The 19,119-nt window shown below is 56.0% G+C and carries 15 protein-coding genes; 8 read left to right on the top strand and 7 right to left on the bottom strand.

Annotated elements, in window-relative coordinates:
* Positions 1-61 precede the first annotated feature (61 nt).
* Positions 62-1,660 carry a metal transporter gene (locus tag L1D47_RS08875; RefSeq protein ID WP_239884150.1) on the bottom strand — a complete coding sequence of 533 codons (1,599 nt, stop codon included), beginning with the start codon at positions 1,658-1,660 and terminating at the stop codon, positions 62-64.
* Positions 1,661-1,888: 228 nt separating this feature from the next.
* Between L1D47_RS08875 and L1D47_RS08870 the strand changes: the two genes are divergently transcribed.
* The 3 genes from L1D47_RS08870 (at position 1,889) to L1D47_RS08860 (ending at position 8,061) form a co-directional block, all read left to right on the top strand.
* On the top strand, positions 1,889-2,482 hold the full coding sequence (locus tag L1D47_RS08870) for a YhgN family NAAT transporter (RefSeq protein ID WP_239884149.1): 594 nt from the start codon (positions 1,889-1,891) through the stop codon (positions 2,480-2,482).
* A gap of 177 nt (positions 2,483-2,659) precedes the next feature.
* Entirely contained in the window at positions 2,660-4,897 is a 2,238-nt protein-coding gene (locus L1D47_RS08865) for a trehalase family glycosidase (RefSeq protein WP_239884148.1), read from the top strand.
* A gap of 302 nt (positions 4,898-5,199) precedes the next feature.
* Positions 5,200-8,061, top strand: a complete 2,862-nt coding sequence (locus L1D47_RS08860; protein WP_239884146.1) for an immune inhibitor A domain-containing protein — start codon at positions 5,200-5,202, stop codon at positions 8,059-8,061.
* Positions 8,062-8,091: 30 nt separating this feature from the next.
* Here the strand turns inward: L1D47_RS08860 and L1D47_RS08855 are convergent, their stop codons facing one another.
* Positions 8,092-8,658, bottom strand: a complete 567-nt coding sequence (locus L1D47_RS08855; RefSeq protein ID WP_239884141.1) for a chorismate lyase — start codon at positions 8,656-8,658, stop codon at positions 8,092-8,094.
* A gap of 175 nt (positions 8,659-8,833) precedes the next feature.
* Between L1D47_RS08855 and L1D47_RS08850 the strand changes: the two genes are divergently transcribed.
* Both L1D47_RS08850 and rlmF read left to right on the top strand, forming a co-directional pair.
* Entirely contained in the window at positions 8,834-9,241 is a 408-nt protein-coding gene (locus L1D47_RS08850) for a flagellar basal body-associated protein FliL (protein ID WP_041509788.1), read from the top strand.
* Positions 9,242-9,286: 45 nt separating this feature from the next.
* Positions 9,287-10,471 carry a 23S rRNA (adenine(1618)-N(6))-methyltransferase RlmF gene (gene rlmF / locus L1D47_RS08845; protein ID WP_239884136.1) on the top strand — a complete coding sequence of 395 codons (1,185 nt, stop codon included), beginning with the start codon at positions 9,287-9,289 and terminating at the stop codon, positions 10,469-10,471.
* Positions 10,472-10,492: 21 nt separating this feature from the next.
* Here rlmF and L1D47_RS08840 read toward each other — a convergent pair whose 3' ends face one another.
* The 5 genes from L1D47_RS08840 to def are packed head-to-tail and all read right to left on the bottom strand — an operon-like array spanning position 10,493 to position 16,160.
* Positions 10,493-11,935 carry a TrkH family potassium uptake protein gene (locus L1D47_RS08840; RefSeq protein ID WP_041509790.1) on the bottom strand — a complete coding sequence of 481 codons (1,443 nt, stop codon included), beginning with the start codon at positions 11,933-11,935 and terminating at the stop codon, positions 10,493-10,495.
* 30 nt (positions 11,936-11,965) lie between these two features.
* Positions 11,966-13,375, bottom strand: a complete 1,410-nt coding sequence (gene trkA, locus L1D47_RS08835) for a Trk system potassium transporter TrkA (protein WP_041509791.1) — start codon at positions 13,373-13,375, stop codon at positions 11,966-11,968.
* A 10-nt stretch (positions 13,376-13,385) separates the two neighbouring features.
* Positions 13,386-14,669 carry a 16S rRNA (cytosine(967)-C(5))-methyltransferase RsmB gene (gene rsmB, locus L1D47_RS08830; RefSeq protein WP_239884135.1) on the bottom strand — a complete coding sequence of 428 codons (1,284 nt, stop codon included), beginning with the start codon at positions 14,667-14,669 and terminating at the stop codon, positions 13,386-13,388.
* The gene (gene fmt / locus L1D47_RS08825; RefSeq protein WP_239884134.1) at positions 14,666-15,640 is read right to left on the bottom strand and encodes a methionyl-tRNA formyltransferase; all 975 of its coding nucleotides are present in this window, start codon (positions 15,638-15,640) and stop codon (positions 14,666-14,668) included. The genes rsmB and fmt overlap by 4 nt, the downstream gene beginning before the upstream one ends.
* A gap of 7 nt (positions 15,641-15,647) precedes the next feature.
* Complete coding sequence (gene def / locus L1D47_RS08820; RefSeq protein ID WP_041509794.1) at positions 15,648-16,160, bottom strand: peptide deformylase; 513 nt, start codon at positions 16,158-16,160, stop codon at positions 15,648-15,650.
* A gap of 125 nt (positions 16,161-16,285) precedes the next feature.
* On the opposite strand from def, the gene L1D47_RS08815 reads away from it, so the two are divergent.
* The 3 genes from L1D47_RS08815 to L1D47_RS08805 all read left to right on the top strand — a co-directional run bounded on the left by L1D47_RS08815 (position 16,286) and on the right by L1D47_RS08805 (position 18,967).
* On the top strand, positions 16,286-17,383 hold the full coding sequence (locus tag L1D47_RS08815) for a LysM domain-containing protein (RefSeq protein ID WP_239884133.1): 1,098 nt from the start codon (positions 16,286-16,288) through the stop codon (positions 17,381-17,383).
* A gap of 88 nt (positions 17,384-17,471) precedes the next feature.
* Positions 17,472-18,491, top strand: a complete 1,020-nt coding sequence (gene dprA, locus L1D47_RS08810) for a DNA-processing protein DprA (protein WP_239884132.1) — start codon at positions 17,472-17,474, stop codon at positions 18,489-18,491.
* A 2-nt stretch (positions 18,492-18,493) separates the two neighbouring features.
* Positions 18,494-18,967, top strand: a complete 474-nt coding sequence (locus L1D47_RS08805; protein WP_011867527.1) for a DUF494 family protein — start codon at positions 18,494-18,496, stop codon at positions 18,965-18,967.
* Positions 18,968-19,119: the final 152 nt, after the last annotated feature.

The raw sequence follows: 19,119 nt of genomic DNA, 5'->3' as shown, positions 1-19,119 counted from the left end.
GGCTCCTGAGGGGGCGTTTGTCTTAACTTAGCCCCCCGCGGCGAGAAAAGCTATCCCTTAGTTAATGCTGACCGTGCTCGTGTTCGTGGTGATGAGTGTGCTTGTGCGTATGCCCGTGTTGATGCTCATGGCTGTGATTATGCTCATGGCTGTGAGCATGGGCCTTAGGCTTCCAAAGCATGATGCGAGCCATAAACCTACGCGGGCCCAGCCGTAGCAGGCTGGCGGCAAACAGTATGGCGACCAGAGCCAGACTCAGCTGGTTGACCGTCTCAGGCAGGCTGAGCAGCAGGCTCCACTCAGGGATTAACCAGTGGGTGCCCAGCAGGCAGAGGCCTATCACGCCGGTGAGTGCCAGGCGTTGTGTCCAGTCCATCAGCTTGAGCTGCGACAGGTTAAACACCGGGGCCGCCAGCAGCACCAACATCACCGCCTCCATGGTCCAGCCACTGTAGGCCAACGCCAGAGCCAGCACCGCGCCGCCTAGGTTACAGAAACGCATCGGCAGAAGCAGCAGGAGCAATACGCCCACCTGCACCAGGGGTGAGGTGAGGGGCACAGACGGATGGCCGATCAGATTCGCCAGTATCAGGCTGAGAATGATCCAGGGGGCGCTGCGATCCACCAGGTGGGCGAAGCCGAAGCGCCAGGCCGAACCCGGTAGCCCCTGATGGGGATCTGTCGGTTCGACTCGGGTCATGGTGAGTAAGATCCCCACGAGTGTCAGGCCGATCAGCTGGATCAGTGCCAGGCTAGGCCCCAGCAGCAAGAGGGTGATCACCAGGGCTTCTGGTCCCGCCAGGCGTTGTAGCCAGCGCTGGCTCAGGCGCTCATGGTGAGGCGACAGGCCAAACAGATAGCGCGTCGCCGCCAGGCTATAGCTCAGCAGCAACACGGGAGCCAGGGTCAGCATCCAGTCGAGCAATTGTTCGCTGCTGTGGCTATGTTCGTGATGGTCATGGCCGCCTGAGTCGAACGCCAGCAGCACAAACAGCAGGGCGATACCCAGCAGGCTGCCGATGCCGGCCTGATATTCATACTTGCCCTGTTTGTCGTCAACGATGTGGCCATGGGGCTGATGCAGCACCACGTGCAGAATCGAGCCGGTTACGAAGGCCTGCAGATAGACTGTGTTATCCAGACTTAGCTGCGCCAGCAGCTGTTCGCCGGCAAAATAGCCCACGCCGGTCAGCAACATCATGCCGCCCAGTACGATGGAGGCCCAGCGACTGCCAACCTGAGGCTTGAGCAGCCACCAGATCGCCAGCCCCACGGGCAGACGATGCAAGATAACCCCCAGGGCCAGCAGGCTGGAGTTACCGTCCTGTTGAGCCAGCACCATGGCGCCGCCATCCGTGAGGGTATGCAGCAGCAGGCCGCCAATGCCCAGGGTGAGGGTCAGGTTGTGGGTGACCTCGGAGTAGCGATGAAACAGGCGCTCACTCAGGGTGGGTCCCCAGAGGCCGACGACCACAAATAGCAGGGAGAGAAAGCCACCGTGTTCCAATAACTCGGGCAGAATATGGATCAGTACCAGGCCGCCCAAGGAGACGAAGATGAAGCCATCCAAGCCTTTATGCAGACCTGTCCCCGTCGTAAAGAAACGATAGAAGAGTGGGCCTAGCAGGAGTGCAATACAACTGGCGACAAGATAGTACATATACGTGTTAACAAGGGAGCCTAGAAAGCAAGCTAGTATATCAGTCTTATGTCTGCCAATCGAACAAATAACCCGAGCGGCAAAAGAATTTACATGGCGTGTTTTGGACAGTGTGCCCGGTGAAGGCTGAAAATCCTTGGCCTAATGTCGATTTTGTTATCTTAGCTACTGATTAATATTGTCATTAAGTTATACAATATAGGTTCAACTTTTGACGAATATTGAGTTATGGATATCTTTTCTGCCGCGGTAATGTTGTTTTTGATCATGGATCCCCTGGGGAACTTACCCATTTTCGCCTCGATTCTTCGTCATATCGAACCTAAGAAGCGGCGCAAGGTGTTGGTACGCGAACTGCTTTTCGCGCTGATCATCATGATGCTCTTCCTGTTCGCCGGTGAGGCGATTCTCAGCTTCCTGAACCTGAGATCTGAGTCGGTTAGCATAGCCGGCGGCATCATACTCTTCCTGATCGCCATTAGGATGATCTTTCCACAGCCCGGCGGCGTGGTGGGGCTGGCGGCGGGAGAAGAACCCTTCATCGTGCCCATGGCGATCCCCCTGATGGCGGGGCCGTCCGTATTGGCGGCGCTTATTCTGCTGGCCCATACCGACAGCTCGCGGATGATGGACTGGACCATAGCCCTGTTTGCCGCCTGGGCGGCCAGCGCCGTGATTCTGCTCTTCTATAAGCTGTTTACCAAACTTCTGGGCGAGAAGGGGCTGACTGCGGTGGAACGCCTGATGGGCATGGTGCTGGTGATGATCTCAGTGCAGATGTTCCTCGACGGCGTGGCCAAGTATATCGCCCACGCGGCATAAATCGACCCGAGGATTAGGCGGCGCCGAAACCGTCGCCGCTCACCTCAGCCCTGCACTCACTTCAGCCCTGTGCTTAGTCGTGGCCCTAGGGTCTGAGGCGCGACGTTTCTGCTTGCATCTGTGAGTCGACTCTGGGAATATTTGAATATTGTATTCAATTGACCCTTGAGTGATCTCATGACGCGTCTGCTTGCACTATTTTTTCGCCGCTCCCTTCTGTTTTCCCTGTCACTGCTCTATCTGTCATTGCTCTCTGCGTCACTGCTTGCCACCGTACCTTTTGTCTCTATGGTGCAGGCTAGCGAAGCATTTAATTATCGCGATCTGCTCAATTATCGGGGAACGCCCAGCACCATGGAGCAGCGTGACCAGCAGGGTAATCTGACAATTCCCGCCGTCTACATGGATCTGGGGGCCTGGCATGGCTTTCATCTGCCCGATACGCCGACTCACTATGGCAGTTTTACCGGCCCGCTGTTTATCGCCCAGGAGTACAGCCTGCACCTGAGCGATAGCCTGCAGCGGCTGCAGCTGATCTCGGGGGAGACGGGTCAGGGGGTGGAGCTGGCCAAGGCTGAAAGAGTGGAGATCTATAGCGAGCCCTGGGGATTGCTGCAGCGCTTCGGTTTCGCCGAGTTTGAACTCGAAACCTCCCTGGCCTATAGCGATAAGCGCACCGCCATCGTCTCGACCAAGCTGACTAACCTGAGCGATACGACGCGTGTCTGGCGCCTGAGCTGGTCGGGCAGCCCCTTCGCCACACATCCTAAGCTGGCCCAGTATCGCCTGATCGACAAGCGGCTGTTGTCCGAGCGCGCCGTCACCTGGCAGTTTACCCCTATCGACCAGACCTGGCAGATACAGCTCGATGATGCCAGCTATCGGCTGCTGTTTGAGCAGGCGGTAACCATATTGCCCCAGGGATCTCAAGGCTATCGCGCCGACAGCCAGGTGTTGACCCTGGCGCCGGGAGAGACTGTGACCCTGCGCGCCGCCCAGCGTTATTTTCATACCCAGGCCGAGGCCAAACGCGCCGGCGAGCTAGACTGGGCTCGGGTGACCGAGCAGCTAGCGGTCAATCAGGCTCGTTGGCACAATCGCCTCGATAATTTGATTCGCGGCGGCGACCCTAAAGTCAGGCGTCTGGCGGCTAAGAGCATGATGACCCTGCTGCACAACTGGCGCAGCCCGGCGGGCGCTTTGTTGCATGACGCCGTCACCCCGTCAGTGACCTACAAGTGGTTTAACGGTGTCTGGGCCTGGGACAGCTGGAAGCAGGCGGTGGCGCTGGCTCAGTTCGACGTGGCGCTGGCCGAGTCGAATGTGCTGGCGATGTTCGACTATCAATTTGATGCTGAGGACCTGCTACGTCCCGAGGACGCGGGCAACCTGCCCGATGCCATCTTCTATAACGCCGATGCCAGTCGTGGTGGTAAGGGGGGCAACTGGAACGAACGTAACGGTAAGCCGCCACTGGCGGCCTGGGCCGTGTGGCAGATCTATCAGCAGAGTCATGACAAGGCCTTGATTGCCAAGCTTTATCCCAAGCTGGTCGCCTACCATGAATGGTGGTATCGCAACCGGGACCATAACCGAAATGGGCTGGCGGAATATGGCGCCAATCGTCATCCCCGCCATGGCGAGCCGGGTAAGCCAGACAGCGAGGCGGTGATCGAGGCGGCGGCCTGGGAGTCGGGCATGGATAATGCGCCGCGTTTCGACACGAACGACCAGCTCAGGGTGCTGGAAAACTATGACGATGAGGGGCGCCTGTTGGGCTACTCCATCTCTCAGGAGTCGGTGGATCTCAACAGCTATCTGTATGCGGAGAAGGGCTATCTGGCGCAGATGGCCGAGGTGCTGGGGCTGGAGAGCGAGGCGGCCACCTGGCGGGAACAGGCCGCGCGGTTGGGGGAGCGGATCCGCAGCGAGTTCTACGATCTGCAGAGTGGCTTCTTCTACGACAGGCGCCTCGATGGCGAGGATTCGCGCCTGATGCTTGCCGAGGGCAAGGGCGTCGAGGGTTGGTTGCCGCTGTGGGCTGGAGTTGCCAGCAAGGCTCAGGCGGAGCGGATGATCGCCAGACACCTTGGTCCGGAGAGCTTTGGAACTCTGATCCCTTTTCCTACCGTGGGCGCCGATAACCCAGCCTTTGCCCCGAGACGCTACTGGCGCGGCCCAGTCTGGCTGGATCAGGCGCTGTTTGGCCTGCAGGGGATCTCCCGTTATGGCCATGATGGGCTGGCGCGGCGCCTGGCGACTCGGCTGGTGAATGAGGCGCAAGGGGTAATGAGTGATGCGCCCATACGGGAAAACTATGATCCGCTGACGGGAGAGGGTCTGCACTGCAGCAACTTTAGCTGGTCTGCCTCGGTGCTACTGCTCATCTATCGCGGCTGGCTCGGCGGCGATTAGACGCTAATACCTCTTTAGTGAAAAATAGCATGTTTGCTCTACTCTACAGGGGAAAATTCTGTTAATGTCTTGTAGTGGACCTTGGGTGTTGTTGTTACGCTTGCCGCTAAGTGAGCGTTAACACCCGCCTGGCCGAGTCACCGGCTGCTAATTTCACTTCGTCTTACAGTGTCTGAGATGATGAGTTAGCCCCCTCCCCAAGTCCCCACTAGAATTATCTAAGTTAGGCAGTCTGCCTTAGGGTCACCCAGTCGGAAAGGCGTTCCGTTTGGGGATAAATGAAGGCACAAGGAATATTTAGCATGAAGAGACAGTATTATGCCGGGGCGTTGTCCGCATTGAGCCTCTCCCTCCTGCTGGTTGGCGCGTCGGCGAATGCCGCCCCAATCACCATGAAGGAAGTGACAGGCGTGGCCGACGCCGGGGTGATTAACGAGCAGCAGATCCTTTATTGGCTGGTGAAGCGCGGTGAGTTGGCTGCCGATGCCAGCGAGGAGGAGAAGCGCGCCGCAATCAAGGCCTACACCCAGAGAGCCAAGGGTTATCAGGAAAAAGGCGGTCTGGTACAGGCCAAGCTAGAGTCGCAGCTGAGCCTGCGTCAGAAGACCCAGCAGAAGGCGCGGGTGATGTCCTTCGTGACGCCACAGGCGGACGCCGATGTGACCAAGACGGTTAAGGTGCTGGGTGTGTTGATCGACTTTCCCGATCTGCCTCACGACAACAACCGTCTGACGGCTTCCGATACGCCAATGTATTATGCCAGCTATCCGGTATCCCATTATCAGGATCTCATGTTCTCCACCACGGGCTTTACCGGCCCACAGGGGCAAAACCTGCTGACTGGGTATCAATATTATCAGGCGGAATCTGGCGGTAGCTTCTATTTCACCGGTAAGGTCTATGGTTGGTATACCGCCAACCAGAATGCGGCCTATTACGGGCAGAACGATCCTAACAGCGATAATGACGACAAGGCGGTGCCCGAGCTGGTGAAAGAGGCCGTGACCCAGGCATTGGCAGATATGACACCCGCGGAGATCGCCTCCTTCGATGTGGAAGACCCCTATGATCTCGACGGCGACGGCAACCTGAATGAGGCCGATGGCGATATCGACCATGTGATGCTGTTTCATTCCAGCATAGGCGAAGAGGCCGGTGGTGGTGTGTTGGGCGATAATGCCATCTGGTCGCACAGATACTTTGTCTATGAAGGTAACTCGCCTGGCTATGAGATCCCAGGAACGGGCAAGAAGGTGTTTGGCTACACGGTTCAGCCCATAGATGCGGCCGCCGGTGTGGTTGTCCATGAGTTTGGCCACGATCTCGGCCTGCCCGATGAGTATGACACCAGCAACAGCGGCGACGGCTCGCCCGTGGGCTCATGGTCTATCATGTCTGGTGGCAGCTGGACCGGCACGATTCCTGGCAGCGAGCCAACCGGCTTTAGCCCCTATGCCCGCTCTTATCTGCAAAACAAGTATAAGGGTAAGTGGATCAACGAGACCCAGGTGGATCTGGCCGCTATTCCAAGCGGTGGCCAGGAGGTACAGCTGACCGAGGCGGTCAATGCTAATCAGGTCAACCAGATTTCTATTCCGCTCCCTGCGAGCAATATTCCCTTCAAGCAGCCCTATGCCGGTAACTATCAGTATTATTCTGGTCAGGGGAACCTGCTGAGTACAGCTGCCTCCTTTAGTCTGGATTTCCCTGCGAGCAGCAGCCTGACCCTGAAGATGAAGGCGCACTGGAGCATAGAAACCGACTATGACTATGTGCAGGTCAAGGTGGGTGATGTGGCCTTAGTGGGCAACAAAACCAAGGCCAGCAATACCATCAATAATGCCAAGAATATCATCACGGGCAAGTCCGCGGATGTGGCGGGCGCCGAAGGCAGCGATGCCTGGGTGGAGCTGAGTTTTGATTTAAGTGCCTATGCGGGCAGTAATGATCGCCAAATCAGTATCGTCTACTTTACCGATGAGGCCGTGGGCGACTATGGTTTCGTGTTCGATGAGCTCAAGGTGCTCGATGGCACGACCGTGATATACAGCGATGGTGCCGAGGAGCCAGATACCATGACGCTGAACGGCGGCTTTGCGCGCATCGACAATACGCGTCCGGGTAAACCGCGTCGCTACCTGGTGCAGCTACGCAGTTACAATGGCGTCGATGTCGGCTTGAAGAGTCATGCCTATGAACCAGGGGTGCTGCTCTGGTTGGAAAACTTCAACGAGTCTGATAACAACTCCAGCACCCATCCGGGCAGCGGCCTGATCGGCGTGGTCGATGCCGACCAGATGCTTATCGGCACTAATGGCACGGCGACTCAGATCCGTGACGCCACCTTTAGCCTGTATGATCAAGGCAGCTATTTTGATGATACTCATCTGGCAGCCAACAGCCTGTTCGATGACAGTCAGGACTATAGCGCCCCCCTCAAGCCGCAGTCGGGCATCATATTGCCACAACTGGGTTTGACCATGGAGGTCGTGACTCAGAGCCAGGATTCGAGCAGTGCCAAGGTACGCTTCGAGTATTCGGGCACTGTGACGCCTCCGCCAGCGCCCGAGGCATTGAGTGCTTCGATAGCTAAGACACAAGAGGGTGAGAGCGTCAGCTTCAGTGCTAACGTGACCGGTGGTGATGGTAACTATCAGTATGCCTGGGCCTTTGGTGTCAGCGGTGCAGGGAGTACCTTAGCGGCGCCTACCTATGTGTATCAGGCATCGGGCACCTATCAGGTAACCCTGACGGTGACAGATGGCGCGGGTGAGTCGGTGACGGCCAACACTCAGGTGACTGTGGTGATCAAGCCTGTGGCCGACTTTAGCTATAAGGCCAGCGACTTGACCGTGACCTTCAGCAACCTGTCGAATCAGGGGGTAGGTACCCTGAGTTATCTGTGGAGTTTCGGTGATGGACAGACGAGCACGGCCGCCTCGCCGACACATACCTATGGGACGGCGGGTAGCTATGATGTGACCCTGACGGTCACTGATGAGGCCAATAATCAGGTGAGCAAGAGTGTGACGCTGAGCGTGACTGCCCCCGTGGTGCAGCCACCAGTTGTTCAGCCGGAGACCAAGCAGGACTCTGGCGGTGGTAGCTTAGGCTGGTTAAGCCTGTCGCTGCTGATGCTGTTGGGATTACGCCGCAGAAGCTAAATGGAAAAACGCCTCTCGATGAGGCGTTTTTTATGCCAGCTTGTCGATAAGCTCGAGAGCCTTAGGCAGGAAGATCTCGCTGACGATAAGCTGCTGCGTCCCGTGGCTGAAGTAACGTCTGCGGCCCCACAGGGGGTGGTGACTCTCCTGCTTCAGGGAGTCTATCAGGTTGGCGAGAGAGTCGCAGGCGGTAAATTGGCTGACCTCTATCTTGCCCGGGGTAAAGTCGCCACTGGTAAATAGCAGCTCGCCAAGTGGGCGGGTGCCAAGGGAGAGGAAGTTATCCTGGGCGCTGTCCATCATGGCGCCAGGCACTAAGGTACGGGCGAAAACCCAGGGAATGCCGTCGAGACAGAGCAGTACTTCTCTAATCCAGGCCTGTCCCTGATGGGGGAGTTCGCCGGGAAAAGGGGGCAGCATGGCTTCGCCTAACACCTTGACCTCAAATTGGGTGCAGTGAGACTTGAGTTTTTGGGTTAAACTACCGGAAGCTAATAGCCACTCCCTAAAAGGGCTGGGTGGCAGCTGGGGAATTTGATCCGGTGAATGCCATTGAATGGATTCACCATAGGGGAAGCTTAACCTGGTCACACTCATTAAATTCTCGGTACAATACTCAAAAACGTCAGCAGTTTATCATGACGAGGCTTTGATGTCGGTAATTAAAGCCTTGAGTACTAAAGCATCTTAGTATTGGTGCCGTTAATTAAGGTATCGCCTGGCTAGAAAGCGAGTGTTGACCATCAAATCATGAACGGAGTATTCGTCTAATATGAAAAAGTTTGCGCTGCTGTGCCTCATGCTAGTGACCAGTGTTCTGAGCCTGGGGGCATTTGCCGAAGAGGAAGAGGTGGTCGACACCTACGCCTATTACGGTTTCGAGCCCGATATTGTGACTAACTATATCTCCAATCGTAAGAAGCTGGGGTTTGTGAAGATCAGTGTCGAACTCATGGTCAAGGTGCCGGAAGATCTGATTGTGCTCGAGCATCACGACCCGCTGCTGCGCGCCGCTATCATAGAGATCCTTGGAGCGCAGACGGAAGATAAGGTGAAATCTCTGACCGGTAAGGAGGAGATCCGCCGTGAGTGCTACGACACCCTGAATCGTCTGCTGGAGCAGGAGATTGGCAAGCCGCTGATCGTCAACCTGTTGTTTACTAAATACCTGTACGATTAATGCTTTATGGGCTGCATGCCATTGTGTGCAGCCGGGATCCCCTTCATGACCCAGTCTCCCAAGCCCGCGCGCCCCGGTGCAAGAAAGTCTGCCTCTCAAGCGTCACCATCTAGGCCTGCTAAGGTATTAAAGGCATCAAAGGCAGCTAAGCCGTCTAACTCAGTTAAGACATCAAAGCCAAAGCAAAAAGCAAAGCCCACATCAGGCAAGACGCCTCGTCAGCCCAAAGGGCTACATGAGCGCAATCTACACGCCAAGGGCTATGACTTTAACGCCCTGATGAAAGCCACACCGGCGCTTAGGCCCTATGTTCGCCCCAACCCCTATGGCAACTTGTCGATTGACTTTGCCGACCCCAAGGCGGTGAAACTGCTCAACCTGGCGCTGCTCAGGTTGCATTATGGGCTCAGCAATTGGGATATCCCCGAGGGGTTTCTCTGTCCGCCGATTCCGGGCCGTGTGGACTATCTGCACTATCTGGCGGATCTGCTGGCCGAATCCGTCCCTGCGCGTAAAGGCGCTAAGCCTAACGAGGCTAAGATGGCTAATGTGGCTAATGCGACGAAAGTGCCCAAGGGAGAGCGGGTGGTCGCCCTGGACATAGGCACAGGTGCCAATGGCATCTATCCACTGCTGGGGCATCAGGTCTATGGCTGGCGCTTCGTGGCCAGCGATATCGACCCTGTGTCTCTTGCGAACGTCGAGCAGATCATCGCAAACAACCCGCCGCTGGCGGGTAAGCTGAGTCTGCGTCAGCAGTCAGATCCGAAACAGATCTTTACCGGTATCATCACGGCCGAGGACAGGTTCGATCTGACCCTGTGTAATCCCCCCTTTCATGCCTCTCTGGCGGAGGCGAGCAGGGGCAGCGAGCGCAAACTGAAGAACCTGGCTGCCAACAAGCAAGCCAAGGGCCATGAGGTGGCCCGGAGTAAAGAGAAGCCGAACTTTGGTGGTCAGAAGGCGGAGCTATGGTGCGAAGGTGGCGAACTCGCTTTTCTTAGCCAGATGATCCGTGAGAGCCGGGAGTTCGGTTCGCAATGTCTCTGGTTTACTTCCTTGGTGTCGAAGAAGGAAAACCTAAAACCTTGCTATCGCCTGCTGGAGCAGGTGGGCGCCAAGCGGGTAGAGACGCTGGAGATGGCCCAGGGCAACAAGCTGACCCGTGTGCTGGCCTGGACCTTCCTAACCCAGGAGCAGCATCGCCTCTGGAGCCAGTATCGGGTCTAGTCGGGCTCTGCGCTAGTTTGCTTAGTACTTCCAGAAGTTAGGGTGGAAGAGCACCGCCACCGTCAAGATCTCCAGACGTCCCAGCAACATGCCGATGGCCAGTGACCACTTGGCGATGTCCGGCAGGCTGGAGAAGTTCCCCGCCGGGCCGATGACTGGCCCAAGCCCTGGGCCCACATTGGTCACCGCGGTGACGGCACCGGTAAAGCTGGTAGTGGGGTCGAGTCCGGTCGACACCAAGATCACAGACAGGAGCACGATCACCAGCATAAACAGCAGGATGAAGGTGACCAGGGAGCGCACGATATCTTCGGTAATTGGCCTACCGTTGTAGCGCTCCTTGAAGATGCCGTTAGGGTGGAACTGTTGTTTTAGCTGCTCGCGCATGATGGCGATGGCGATCTGGAAGCGGAAGATCTTGATCCCCCCCGAAGTCGAACCCGAACAGCTGCCGGCAAACATCAAGAAGAGGAAGGCCACGTTGGCTAGCGCGCCCCAGGAGGTGTAGTCGGTCAGGCCATATCCCGTGGTGGTGACTACTGAGACCACGTTAAAGCTGGCCAGGCGAAGGGCGTCGGCCGCCGTCATGTCGTGTCCATGGTAGAGCCAGAAGGCTAGGCTGCAGGAGACGAATGCCAGGAAGATGAGATAACCCTTCACCTGAGCATCGTCCCAGATCCGCAGCGACTTCTGCGACAGGCTATGAACGAACATCAACAGGGGGAGACCACCTGCCGCCATGAAGAGGGTACCGACCCAGTGGGCGGGCTTGGAGAAGGCTGCCATTGAGCTGTCAGAGGTGGAGTAACCGCCGGTCGAGAGAGTGGTCATGGCATGGTTGATCGCCTGAAACCAGGTCATGCCTGCCAGGTGGTAGGCCAGGCCACAGGCTATCGTCAGCAGAATATAGACATAGAAGAGGTGCTTGGCCATGTCCTGGGTGCGGGGCACGGCCTTGTCGCTCCAGTCGGAGGACTCGGTGCGGAATAGCCGCATGCCACCCACGTTGAGGAAGGGCAGAATGGCTACCGCCATCACGATAAAGCCGATTCCCCCCAGCCACTGCAACAGGGAGCGCCAGATCAGGATGCTGTGATCCATGGTGTCCAGGCCGGACAACACGGTAGAGCCCGTGGTGGTGATCCCCGACATGGTCTCGAAGAAGGCGTCGGTGTAGTTGATGCCGTGATACAGGGTAAAGGGCATGGCGGCGAACAGGCTGACGATAAACCAGGTCAAACTGGTGAGCAGAAACATGTCGCGGATATTGAGGCGGATATTCTCGCTCTGTCCCTGATGCATGCAGGCGCTGGCACAGGTGCCGGTGACCAGCGAGGCGATCATGAAGGCGCCCACCGTCTCCTCGCCATAGAGTAGGGCGAAGAGCAGCGGAATAAACATAAAGGCAGTCAGGGTCGACAGGAACACGCCTAATATGAAGAGTAGCGGCCGATAATTTAGCATCGCGAATTTAGTCTTTGCTTCTCGAGTGGCTTAGAAGAAGAATGCACTAGGCTGGAACAACTTTTCAACTTCACCGATAAATTTCTTGTTCACCAGGAATAGGATCACATGGTCGCCCTGTTCGATGACCGTCTTATCGTGGGCCATCAGCACCTCGTCGTCGCGGACGATGGCGCCAATCGTGGTGCCGGGTGGCAGTTTGATCTCGCTGATCTGCTTGCCCACCACCTTGGAGGTGCTTGGGTCGCCATGGGCAATGGCCTCGATCGCTTCGGCGGCGCCGCGTCTTAATGAGTAGACGTTACAGATATCCCCCTGACGGATATGGGTCAGTAGCGCCGAGATGGTCGCCTGTTGCGGCGAGATGGCGATGTCGATATTGGCTTCCTGGACGATATCCACATAGGCTTCGCGCTGGATCAACACCATCACCTTCTTGGCGCCCATACGCTTGGCCAGCAGGGCGGCCATGATGTTGGCCTCATCGTCGTTGGTCACCGCGATAAACACGTCGGTCTGGTCGATATGTTCCTCGAGCAGCAGCTCCTGGTCTGAGGCGTCACCGCAAAATACCGTGGTATTTTCCAGCTTCTCCGACAGCGCCTCGGCGCGATCCTGCCTGTGTTCGATCAGCTTGACCGCATGATTGCGCTGCAACTGTTTGGCCAGTCCCAGGCCGATGTTACCGCCCCCGGCGATCATGATGTTACGGTAGGTGTTGTCTAGCTTCTGCATCTCACTCATCACGGCGCGCACATGGCGACTGTCGGCGACGAAGAACACCTCGTCGTCAGCCTCTATGATGGTGGTGCCTCTGGGCATGATGGGACGGCCCTGTCTGAAGATGGCCGCCACACGTGTGTCGATATTGGGCATATGTTCGCGCAGTGCGGCCAGGGCGTTACCCACCAAGGGGCCGCCGTAGTAGGCGCGCACCGCCACCAGGCTGAGGCGTCCCTCGGCAAATTCCAGTACCTGCAGGGCGCCAGGGTATTCCACCAGACGACGAATATAGGCGGTCACCAGCTGCTCGGGGGCGATCAACTCATCTATGATGAAGCCGCCGCGAGGACGGTTTTCGCTCTGCTTGGTCTCGCTGTCGATAAACAGCTTGTCACGCAGTGCCAGATACTGCTCCGAACGGATTCGGGCGATCTTGGTGGGGGTGCCATAGAGGGAGAAGGCTATTTGGCAGGCGGCCATGTTGCACTCGTCGCTATTGGTAACGGCAATTAACATATCGGCGTCTTCGGCGCCGGCATCCTTGAGGACACCAGGGTGAGCACCGTGGCCCAGCACGACACGCAAGTCATACTTGTCTTGCAGCGAGCGTAGCCTGTCGCGGTCATTATCGACTATGGTGATGTCATTGTTTTCACCCACCAGGTTTTCCGCCAATGTGCCGCCGACCTGACCCGCGCCTAATATGATAATTTTCATAGCCTAAACTTTATCCCTTAACCAAGCGAGCGTAGTAAAACCCATCCATATTGTCTTGGCCTGGCGTGATCTGCCAGCCAATGTCATCGCGATTTTGTTGTTGTGCGATGGGGACCAGGGTTGCGTCTTGGGTTCTCGCTAAGAAAGCCTTGATCTGCTCGGCGTTCTCTTGCGGTAAAATTGAGCATGTAGCATACAGGAGTGTGCCACCGGGTTTAAGCCACTGCCAGCAATGATCCAAAATTTGTGACTGCAATGTGGCTAGCTCTTCGATATCGGCCTGCTTTCTGAGCCATTTGATGTCCGGGTGACGACGGATCACGCCGGTGGCCGAACAAGGCGCATCCAGCAAGATGCGGTCGAACTTATCGCCCTGCCACCAGGAGTCTATCTTGGCGGCGTCACCATGCACCAGCTTGGCCTCGAGCTGTAATCTGTCGAGGTTTTGCTGTACCCGCTCCAGACGCTTGGCGTCGAAGTCTACCGCTACCAGATCGATACTGGGCTGACGCTCCAGTAGATGACAGCTCTTGCCGCCTGGGGCGGCACAGGCATCGAGGATCAGCTCATTTTGCTCGGGCGCCAGTAGGCTGGCGGCCCATTGCGCCGCGCCATCTTGTACCGAGGCGGCGCCATCGGCAAAGCCGGGGAGGATGCCGACATCTTTGGGGCTCTCCAGCAGTATGGCGTTGTCGCTCGCGCCTGGTTTTGCGGCTATCTCCTGCTCGGCGAGCAGAGCCAGATATTGATCTCGTGTCTGGGACAAGGGATTATTACGCAGCCACATGGGGGGCCGCTGATGGCTCTGGGCGATCACCTCTTGCCAGGCGTCTGGGTAGGCGGCCTTGAGGTGCTTGATCAGCCAGGCTGGCGTGTTGAAGGTCAGGGTCTCGTTGTCCTCGGGGAGTGGCTTCTGGCTACGTTGCAGGTTACGCAATACGCCGTTGACCACCTTGACCAGGCCCTCGAACTTGAGTTGGCGACAGGCCTCGGCGGTTTCCGAGATTGCCGCATGGCTAGGGATGCGAGTGAAATAGAGCTGGTAACAGCCCACCAGTAGCAACTGGTGTACGATACGCTGCTTGCCCTTGAGGGGCTTGCTCATGCAGTCGCTTATCAGCTTGTCGAGCTGGGGCAGGTGACGCATCACGCCATAGCAGAGTTCGGCCAGCAGGGCCTTGTCTTTACCACTGCCGAGTCTTTGCTGTTGCTCGGGCAGGGCGACAGACAGGGAGACTCCCTTCTCTAGTACCTGAAAGACGACCTTGGCGGCGAGGGCACGCAGATTCTTCATGCCTTGGCCTCATCTGAGGTATTAGCGCCTTGTAGTTGGGTGCCTGGGGTGAACCAGTCGCCGCGGGCGTTGAGTACGTCTGCTACCGGCATGGCCTTCTTGCCTGGCAGTTGAATCGTCTCTAGGATCAGCGCGCTTTCGCCGGTGGCGACCACTATGCCCTGTTTGTCGGCGCGGATGATGGTGCCTGGGGCCTGCTTAACGGCCTCGTTAGACACGCTGGCCTGCCACACCTTGATCACCGCATCCTGGTGGGGGAAGTGGCTGGCGGGCCAAGGATTGAAGGCGCGGACTTCACGCCACAGCTGCTGCGCCGGCTTGCGCCAGTCGAGCTGGGCCTCCTCTTTACTCAGCTTCTCGGCGTAGTTGGCCAGGGCTTCATCTTGTGGCTCAGGCGTGAGGCTGCCTTCGGCCAGTCCCTGTAGCGCCTGGATCAGGGCGCTAGGTCCCTGCTCGGCCAGCTTCTCATACAGGCTGGCAGAGGTGTCGCTGTCTTCGATAGGCAGGTGAGTCTTGAGCAGCATGTCGCCGGTATCTAAACCTATATCCATCTGCATTATGGTGACGCCTGTTGCCTCGTCACCGGCCCACAGGGCGCGTTGAATCGGCGCCGCGCCGCGCCAGCGAGGCAGGATGGAGCCATGCACATTGATGCAGCCCAGTCTTGGGGTGTCCAGCACCACCTGAGGCAAGATAAGGCCATAGGCGACCACCACCATGATGTCGGCGCCGAGCGAGGCGAGCTCTGCCTGGGCCGCTTCATTTCTCAGGCTAACGGGTTGGTAGACGGGGATATCATGCTCAAGGGCAAGGGCCTTGACCGGGCTGGCCTGTAGCTTCTTGCCGCGGCCCGCGGGTCTGTCTGGTTGGGAGTAAACCCCGATCACCTGGTGCTCTGAATCGATTAAGGCTTGTAGATGGCGGGCGGCAAAATCTGGCGTACCCGCAAAGAGTATCTTGAGTGGTTTCAAATGAGGCTTATCCTTGTTTGGCTTCGAGGCGCGCGGCTTTTTCGAGTTTCTGTTTGATACGCTGACGCTTGAGGGGCGAGAGGTAATCGACAAACAGTTTGCCATTGAGGTGATCAAGCTCATGTTGCAGACAGATGGCGAACAGGCCATCAGCCTCTAAAGTGAACTCGTTGCCATCTCTGTCCTGTGCCTTGATGGTGACAAACTCGGCGCGATCGACTTTGGCATAGATACCGGGAACGGAGAGGCAGCCCTCTTCGTTGCAAAAATCGCCACTTTTCTCAATTATCTCTAAATTTATGAAAACCTTAGGGCGTTCTACGTCATCTTGCAGGTCCATAACGATCAATTGATGATGGTAATCTACCTGGGTCGCTGCCAGACCAATTCCCTTCTCTTCATACATGGTTTCGAACATATTATCGATTTGTGTCTGAAGCTCAGCGTTAAATTCTGTAATGGGCTTAGCAACGGTGCGTAAGCGCTCATCGGGAAAGCGTAAAACTTTTAGTAAACTCATACATAAACTCTTAACAAGTCTGTCAAATTCGAGTCAGTTGGTTATACTGACTTTGGCTAATGGGTTAATTTTAATCCTTAGTGGCATTCAATAACAGTAAAAGCTCTATATAAAGGGCAAACAGCATGGATACCCCCATGAAACGACTAATTTTACTCGGTTTAATGATTTTTAGTAGTTCGTTTGTTGTCGCGGATACCTTGACATTGAAGTCTGGCCATCCCGATTCGTATGTGGTGAAGAAAGGAGATACCCTCTGGGACATCTCAGCGCAATTTCTCAAGGACCCTTGGCGCTGGCCTAAGCTCTGGGGCGCCAACCCACAGATCGCTAACCCTCACCTTATCTATCCCGGCGACAGGCTGACCCTGGTCTTTATCGACGGCGAACCCAGATTGGTGGTTAAGCCTCATGTTCGTAAGAGTCCCGAAGGGCGCGTCTTGCCTAAAGGTGGCGCAATCCCAGCCGTGGATCTTAGCCTAATCCAACCTTATCTGGTGCAAAACCGAGTGGTCGATGGCGAGTGGTTCGATAAGCAACCCATGGTCATGGGCGGCGAAAGTGAATCCAGGCACCATGTGACCGACGATATTATCTATGTCCAAGGGGAGCTGACCCTGGGGGACAAGTTTGGTGTCTACGTCAAGGGACGTCAGTTTGAAGATGCCGAGTCGGGTGATACGCTGGGATTGGAGGTGATTCTGACTGCCAGTGGCCGTGTCATCGAGTCGGGCCCTGTGTCTAAGGTGCAACTGCTGAGCAATATGCGTGAGACCAAGGCGGGTTATCGTGTGCTGCCTATCGAAGATGATTCCTTGATGTCTGCCTATTTCATGCCTAAGGCGGCGGCGACGCCTGGGTCTGTACTTGCCTCGGATAAAGGTGTCCGTGAAATGGGTAAACTGGATGTGGTCTATATCGACCGTGGCAGCCAGGATGGTGTCGAGCCAGGTCATGTGTTTTCCATCTTCCGAGATGGCGTTGAGGTGGTGATCGATGGTGACGGCCAGCCGGTACAACCAGAGGATCGCAGCACCTACGAGGAGCTTCTGGCGAATATCTCTTCCGATAACGCGGTGAAGATGCCAGATATCTATCGCGGTAAGGTAATGGTCTTCAAGGTGTTCGACCGTGTCAGCATGGGACTTATTCTGATCAACGAGAAGCCTGTGCGTGTTCATGACAAGTTGCTGCAGCCGGATACCCTGTTAGCGAGCGAATAGTGCCATCGACGACAAACTGGTCGACTGGCTAGTTGTTTGTGCAGTACCCGGGTTAGGACCGGCCCGGGTTAAACAATTATTAAACTACATGGATGTAGCAGAGCTCAGGCAAAGGCTGGAGCATGAACCCGATGCCTTACCCCTGCCTGAGCGGCTGTTGACGACTAGCTTGACCCCGGACTTTGCCTTGGTCGAACAGGCGTTAGCATGGCAAGATGCAGCGTCTCATCATCATATCCTCTGTCCCCAAGATTCCCTTTATCCTAGCCTGCTCCTGCAGATTAACGACCCGCCGCCGATCCTATTTGCCAAGGGTGACATTAATGCCATGGTGCATCCCAGCATTGCCGTGGTGGGTAGCCGGGCTGCATCTCAGTCGGGATTAGCCGCAAGTTATCAGCTCGCTCAGGAGCTAACAGCGGCTAAGGTTGCGGTGACCAGTGGTATGGCGGCCGGCATAGATGGCGCGGCTCACCAAGGGGTATTAGATGCCGATGGCGTGACCTTGGCCGTGCTGGGCACAGGGATAGATATCGTTTACCCCAAGCGTCATCGACCCATCTACGACAAGATCCAGCAAAACGGTTGTGTGCTCAGCGAGTTCTGGCCCCAGGTAAAGCCCTATGCCGGTAACTTCCCCAAGCGTAATCGCATCATCAGCGGGCTCTCGCTGGGGGTTCTGGTGGTCGAGGCGGCCCGTAAGAGCGGTTCGCTGATCACCGCACGACTGGCGCTGGAACAGGGCCGCGAGGTGTTTGCCGTACCGGGTAACATCCTAGCTGGGGATCATCAGGGTTGTCATGATTTGTTACGGGATGGCGCTAAATTAGTGGAGTGCGCCGCCGATATTATCGAAGAGGTTGCAGCTTTATCAAGATTTCACCTTGAAGAGTTGCATCGTCGTCACCATATAGGGGAAGAGTTAGCTTCTGATTTGCCATTTGCCTCACTGTTAGCTAGTGTAGGCTATGAGGCCACGCCATTAGATGTGGTGGTCGAGCATAGTGGAAAAACGATAGAGCTAGTATTAGAGCAGTTGCTTGAACTTGAACTACAAGGTTGGGTTTCAGCTGTACCCGGTGGTTATATAAGACTTAAGAGGAGCTAGCCATGTTCGATATCCTCATGTATCTATTTGAAAACTATGTGCACAGTGAGGTCGAGTTACTGGTCGACGAAGACGAGTTGACCCAAGAACTGACACGAGCAGGTTTTCATCAATCGGCGATTATTAAGGCCTTGTCCTGGTTAGAACACCTGGCTTCGCTACAAGAAAGTGATCAACCCTACCTATGTAATCATGATCAACACTCTTTCCGTATCTATACTCAGGCCGAGATGGAGAAGTTAGATGTCGAGTGTCGTGGTTTCCTGCTTTTCCTAGAGCAGATCAAGGTACTCAATGTCGAGTTACGCGAGATGGTGATCGATCGCGTGATGGAGCTGGATGAACCAGCGCTGATCCTGGAAGATCTTAAGTGGGTGATCCTCATGGTGCTGTTTAACGTGCCGGGGAATGAGTCTGCCTATGAGCAGATGGAAGATCTGATCTTCGAGCAACCCGATGGGCGCCTACATTCCTAATTGATGCGATTCGACGATAAATAAAGGAGGCCATGGCCTCCTTTTTTGGTTGATGAGTTATTAATTATACCAATCACAGTAAACATGTGATCAGAAATAGTGCAGGAAAAACGCTTGAGAACAAAGCAGGATTTTTAGATAAGTAGTTATTC

The organism is Shewanella sp. Isolate7 (genome assembly GCF_022398425.1).
In the GTDB taxonomy this organism is placed as follows: Bacteria; Pseudomonadota; Gammaproteobacteria; order Enterobacterales; family Shewanellaceae; genus Shewanella.
Note: the sequence above shows the minus strand (reverse complement) of the source record. Positions and strands in the feature narration are given on the sequence as shown.

Excerpts from the sequence above, each read along its gene's own strand:
- L1D47_RS08875 (WP_239884150.1), bottom strand. The coding sequence starts at position 1,660 with ATGTACTATCTTGTCGCCAGTTGTATTGCACTCCTGCTAGGCCCACTC.
- L1D47_RS08870 (WP_239884149.1), top strand. The coding sequence starts at position 1,889 with ATGGATATCTTTTCTGCCGCGGTAATGTTGTTTTTGATCATGGATCCC.
- L1D47_RS08865 (WP_239884148.1), top strand. The coding sequence starts at position 2,660 with ATGACGCGTCTGCTTGCACTATTTTTTCGCCGCTCCCTTCTGTTTTCC.
- L1D47_RS08860 (WP_239884146.1), top strand. The coding sequence starts at position 5,200 with ATGAAGAGACAGTATTATGCCGGGGCGTTGTCCGCATTGAGCCTCTCC.
- L1D47_RS08855 (WP_239884141.1), bottom strand. The coding sequence starts at position 8,658 with ATGAGTGTGACCAGGTTAAGCTTCCCCTATGGTGAATCCATTCAATGG.
- L1D47_RS08850 (WP_041509788.1), top strand. The coding sequence starts at position 8,834 with ATGAAAAAGTTTGCGCTGCTGTGCCTCATGCTAGTGACCAGTGTTCTG.
- rlmF (WP_239884136.1), top strand. The coding sequence starts at position 9,287 with ATGACCCAGTCTCCCAAGCCCGCGCGCCCCGGTGCAAGAAAGTCTGCC.
- L1D47_RS08840 (WP_041509790.1), bottom strand. The coding sequence starts at position 11,935 with ATGCTAAATTATCGGCCGCTACTCTTCATATTAGGCGTGTTCCTGTCG.
- trkA (WP_041509791.1), bottom strand. The coding sequence starts at position 13,375 with ATGAAAATTATCATATTAGGCGCGGGTCAGGTCGGCGGCACATTGGCG.
- rsmB (WP_239884135.1), bottom strand. The coding sequence starts at position 14,669 with ATGAAGAATCTGCGTGCCCTCGCCGCCAAGGTCGTCTTTCAGGTACTA.
- def (WP_041509794.1), bottom strand. The coding sequence starts at position 16,160 with ATGAGTTTACTAAAAGTTTTACGCTTTCCCGATGAGCGCTTACGCACC.
- L1D47_RS08815 (WP_239884133.1), top strand. The coding sequence starts at position 16,286 with ATGGATACCCCCATGAAACGACTAATTTTACTCGGTTTAATGATTTTT.
- dprA (WP_239884132.1), top strand. The coding sequence starts at position 17,472 with ATGGATGTAGCAGAGCTCAGGCAAAGGCTGGAGCATGAACCCGATGCC.
- L1D47_RS08805 (WP_011867527.1), top strand. The coding sequence starts at position 18,494 with ATGTTCGATATCCTCATGTATCTATTTGAAAACTATGTGCACAGTGAG.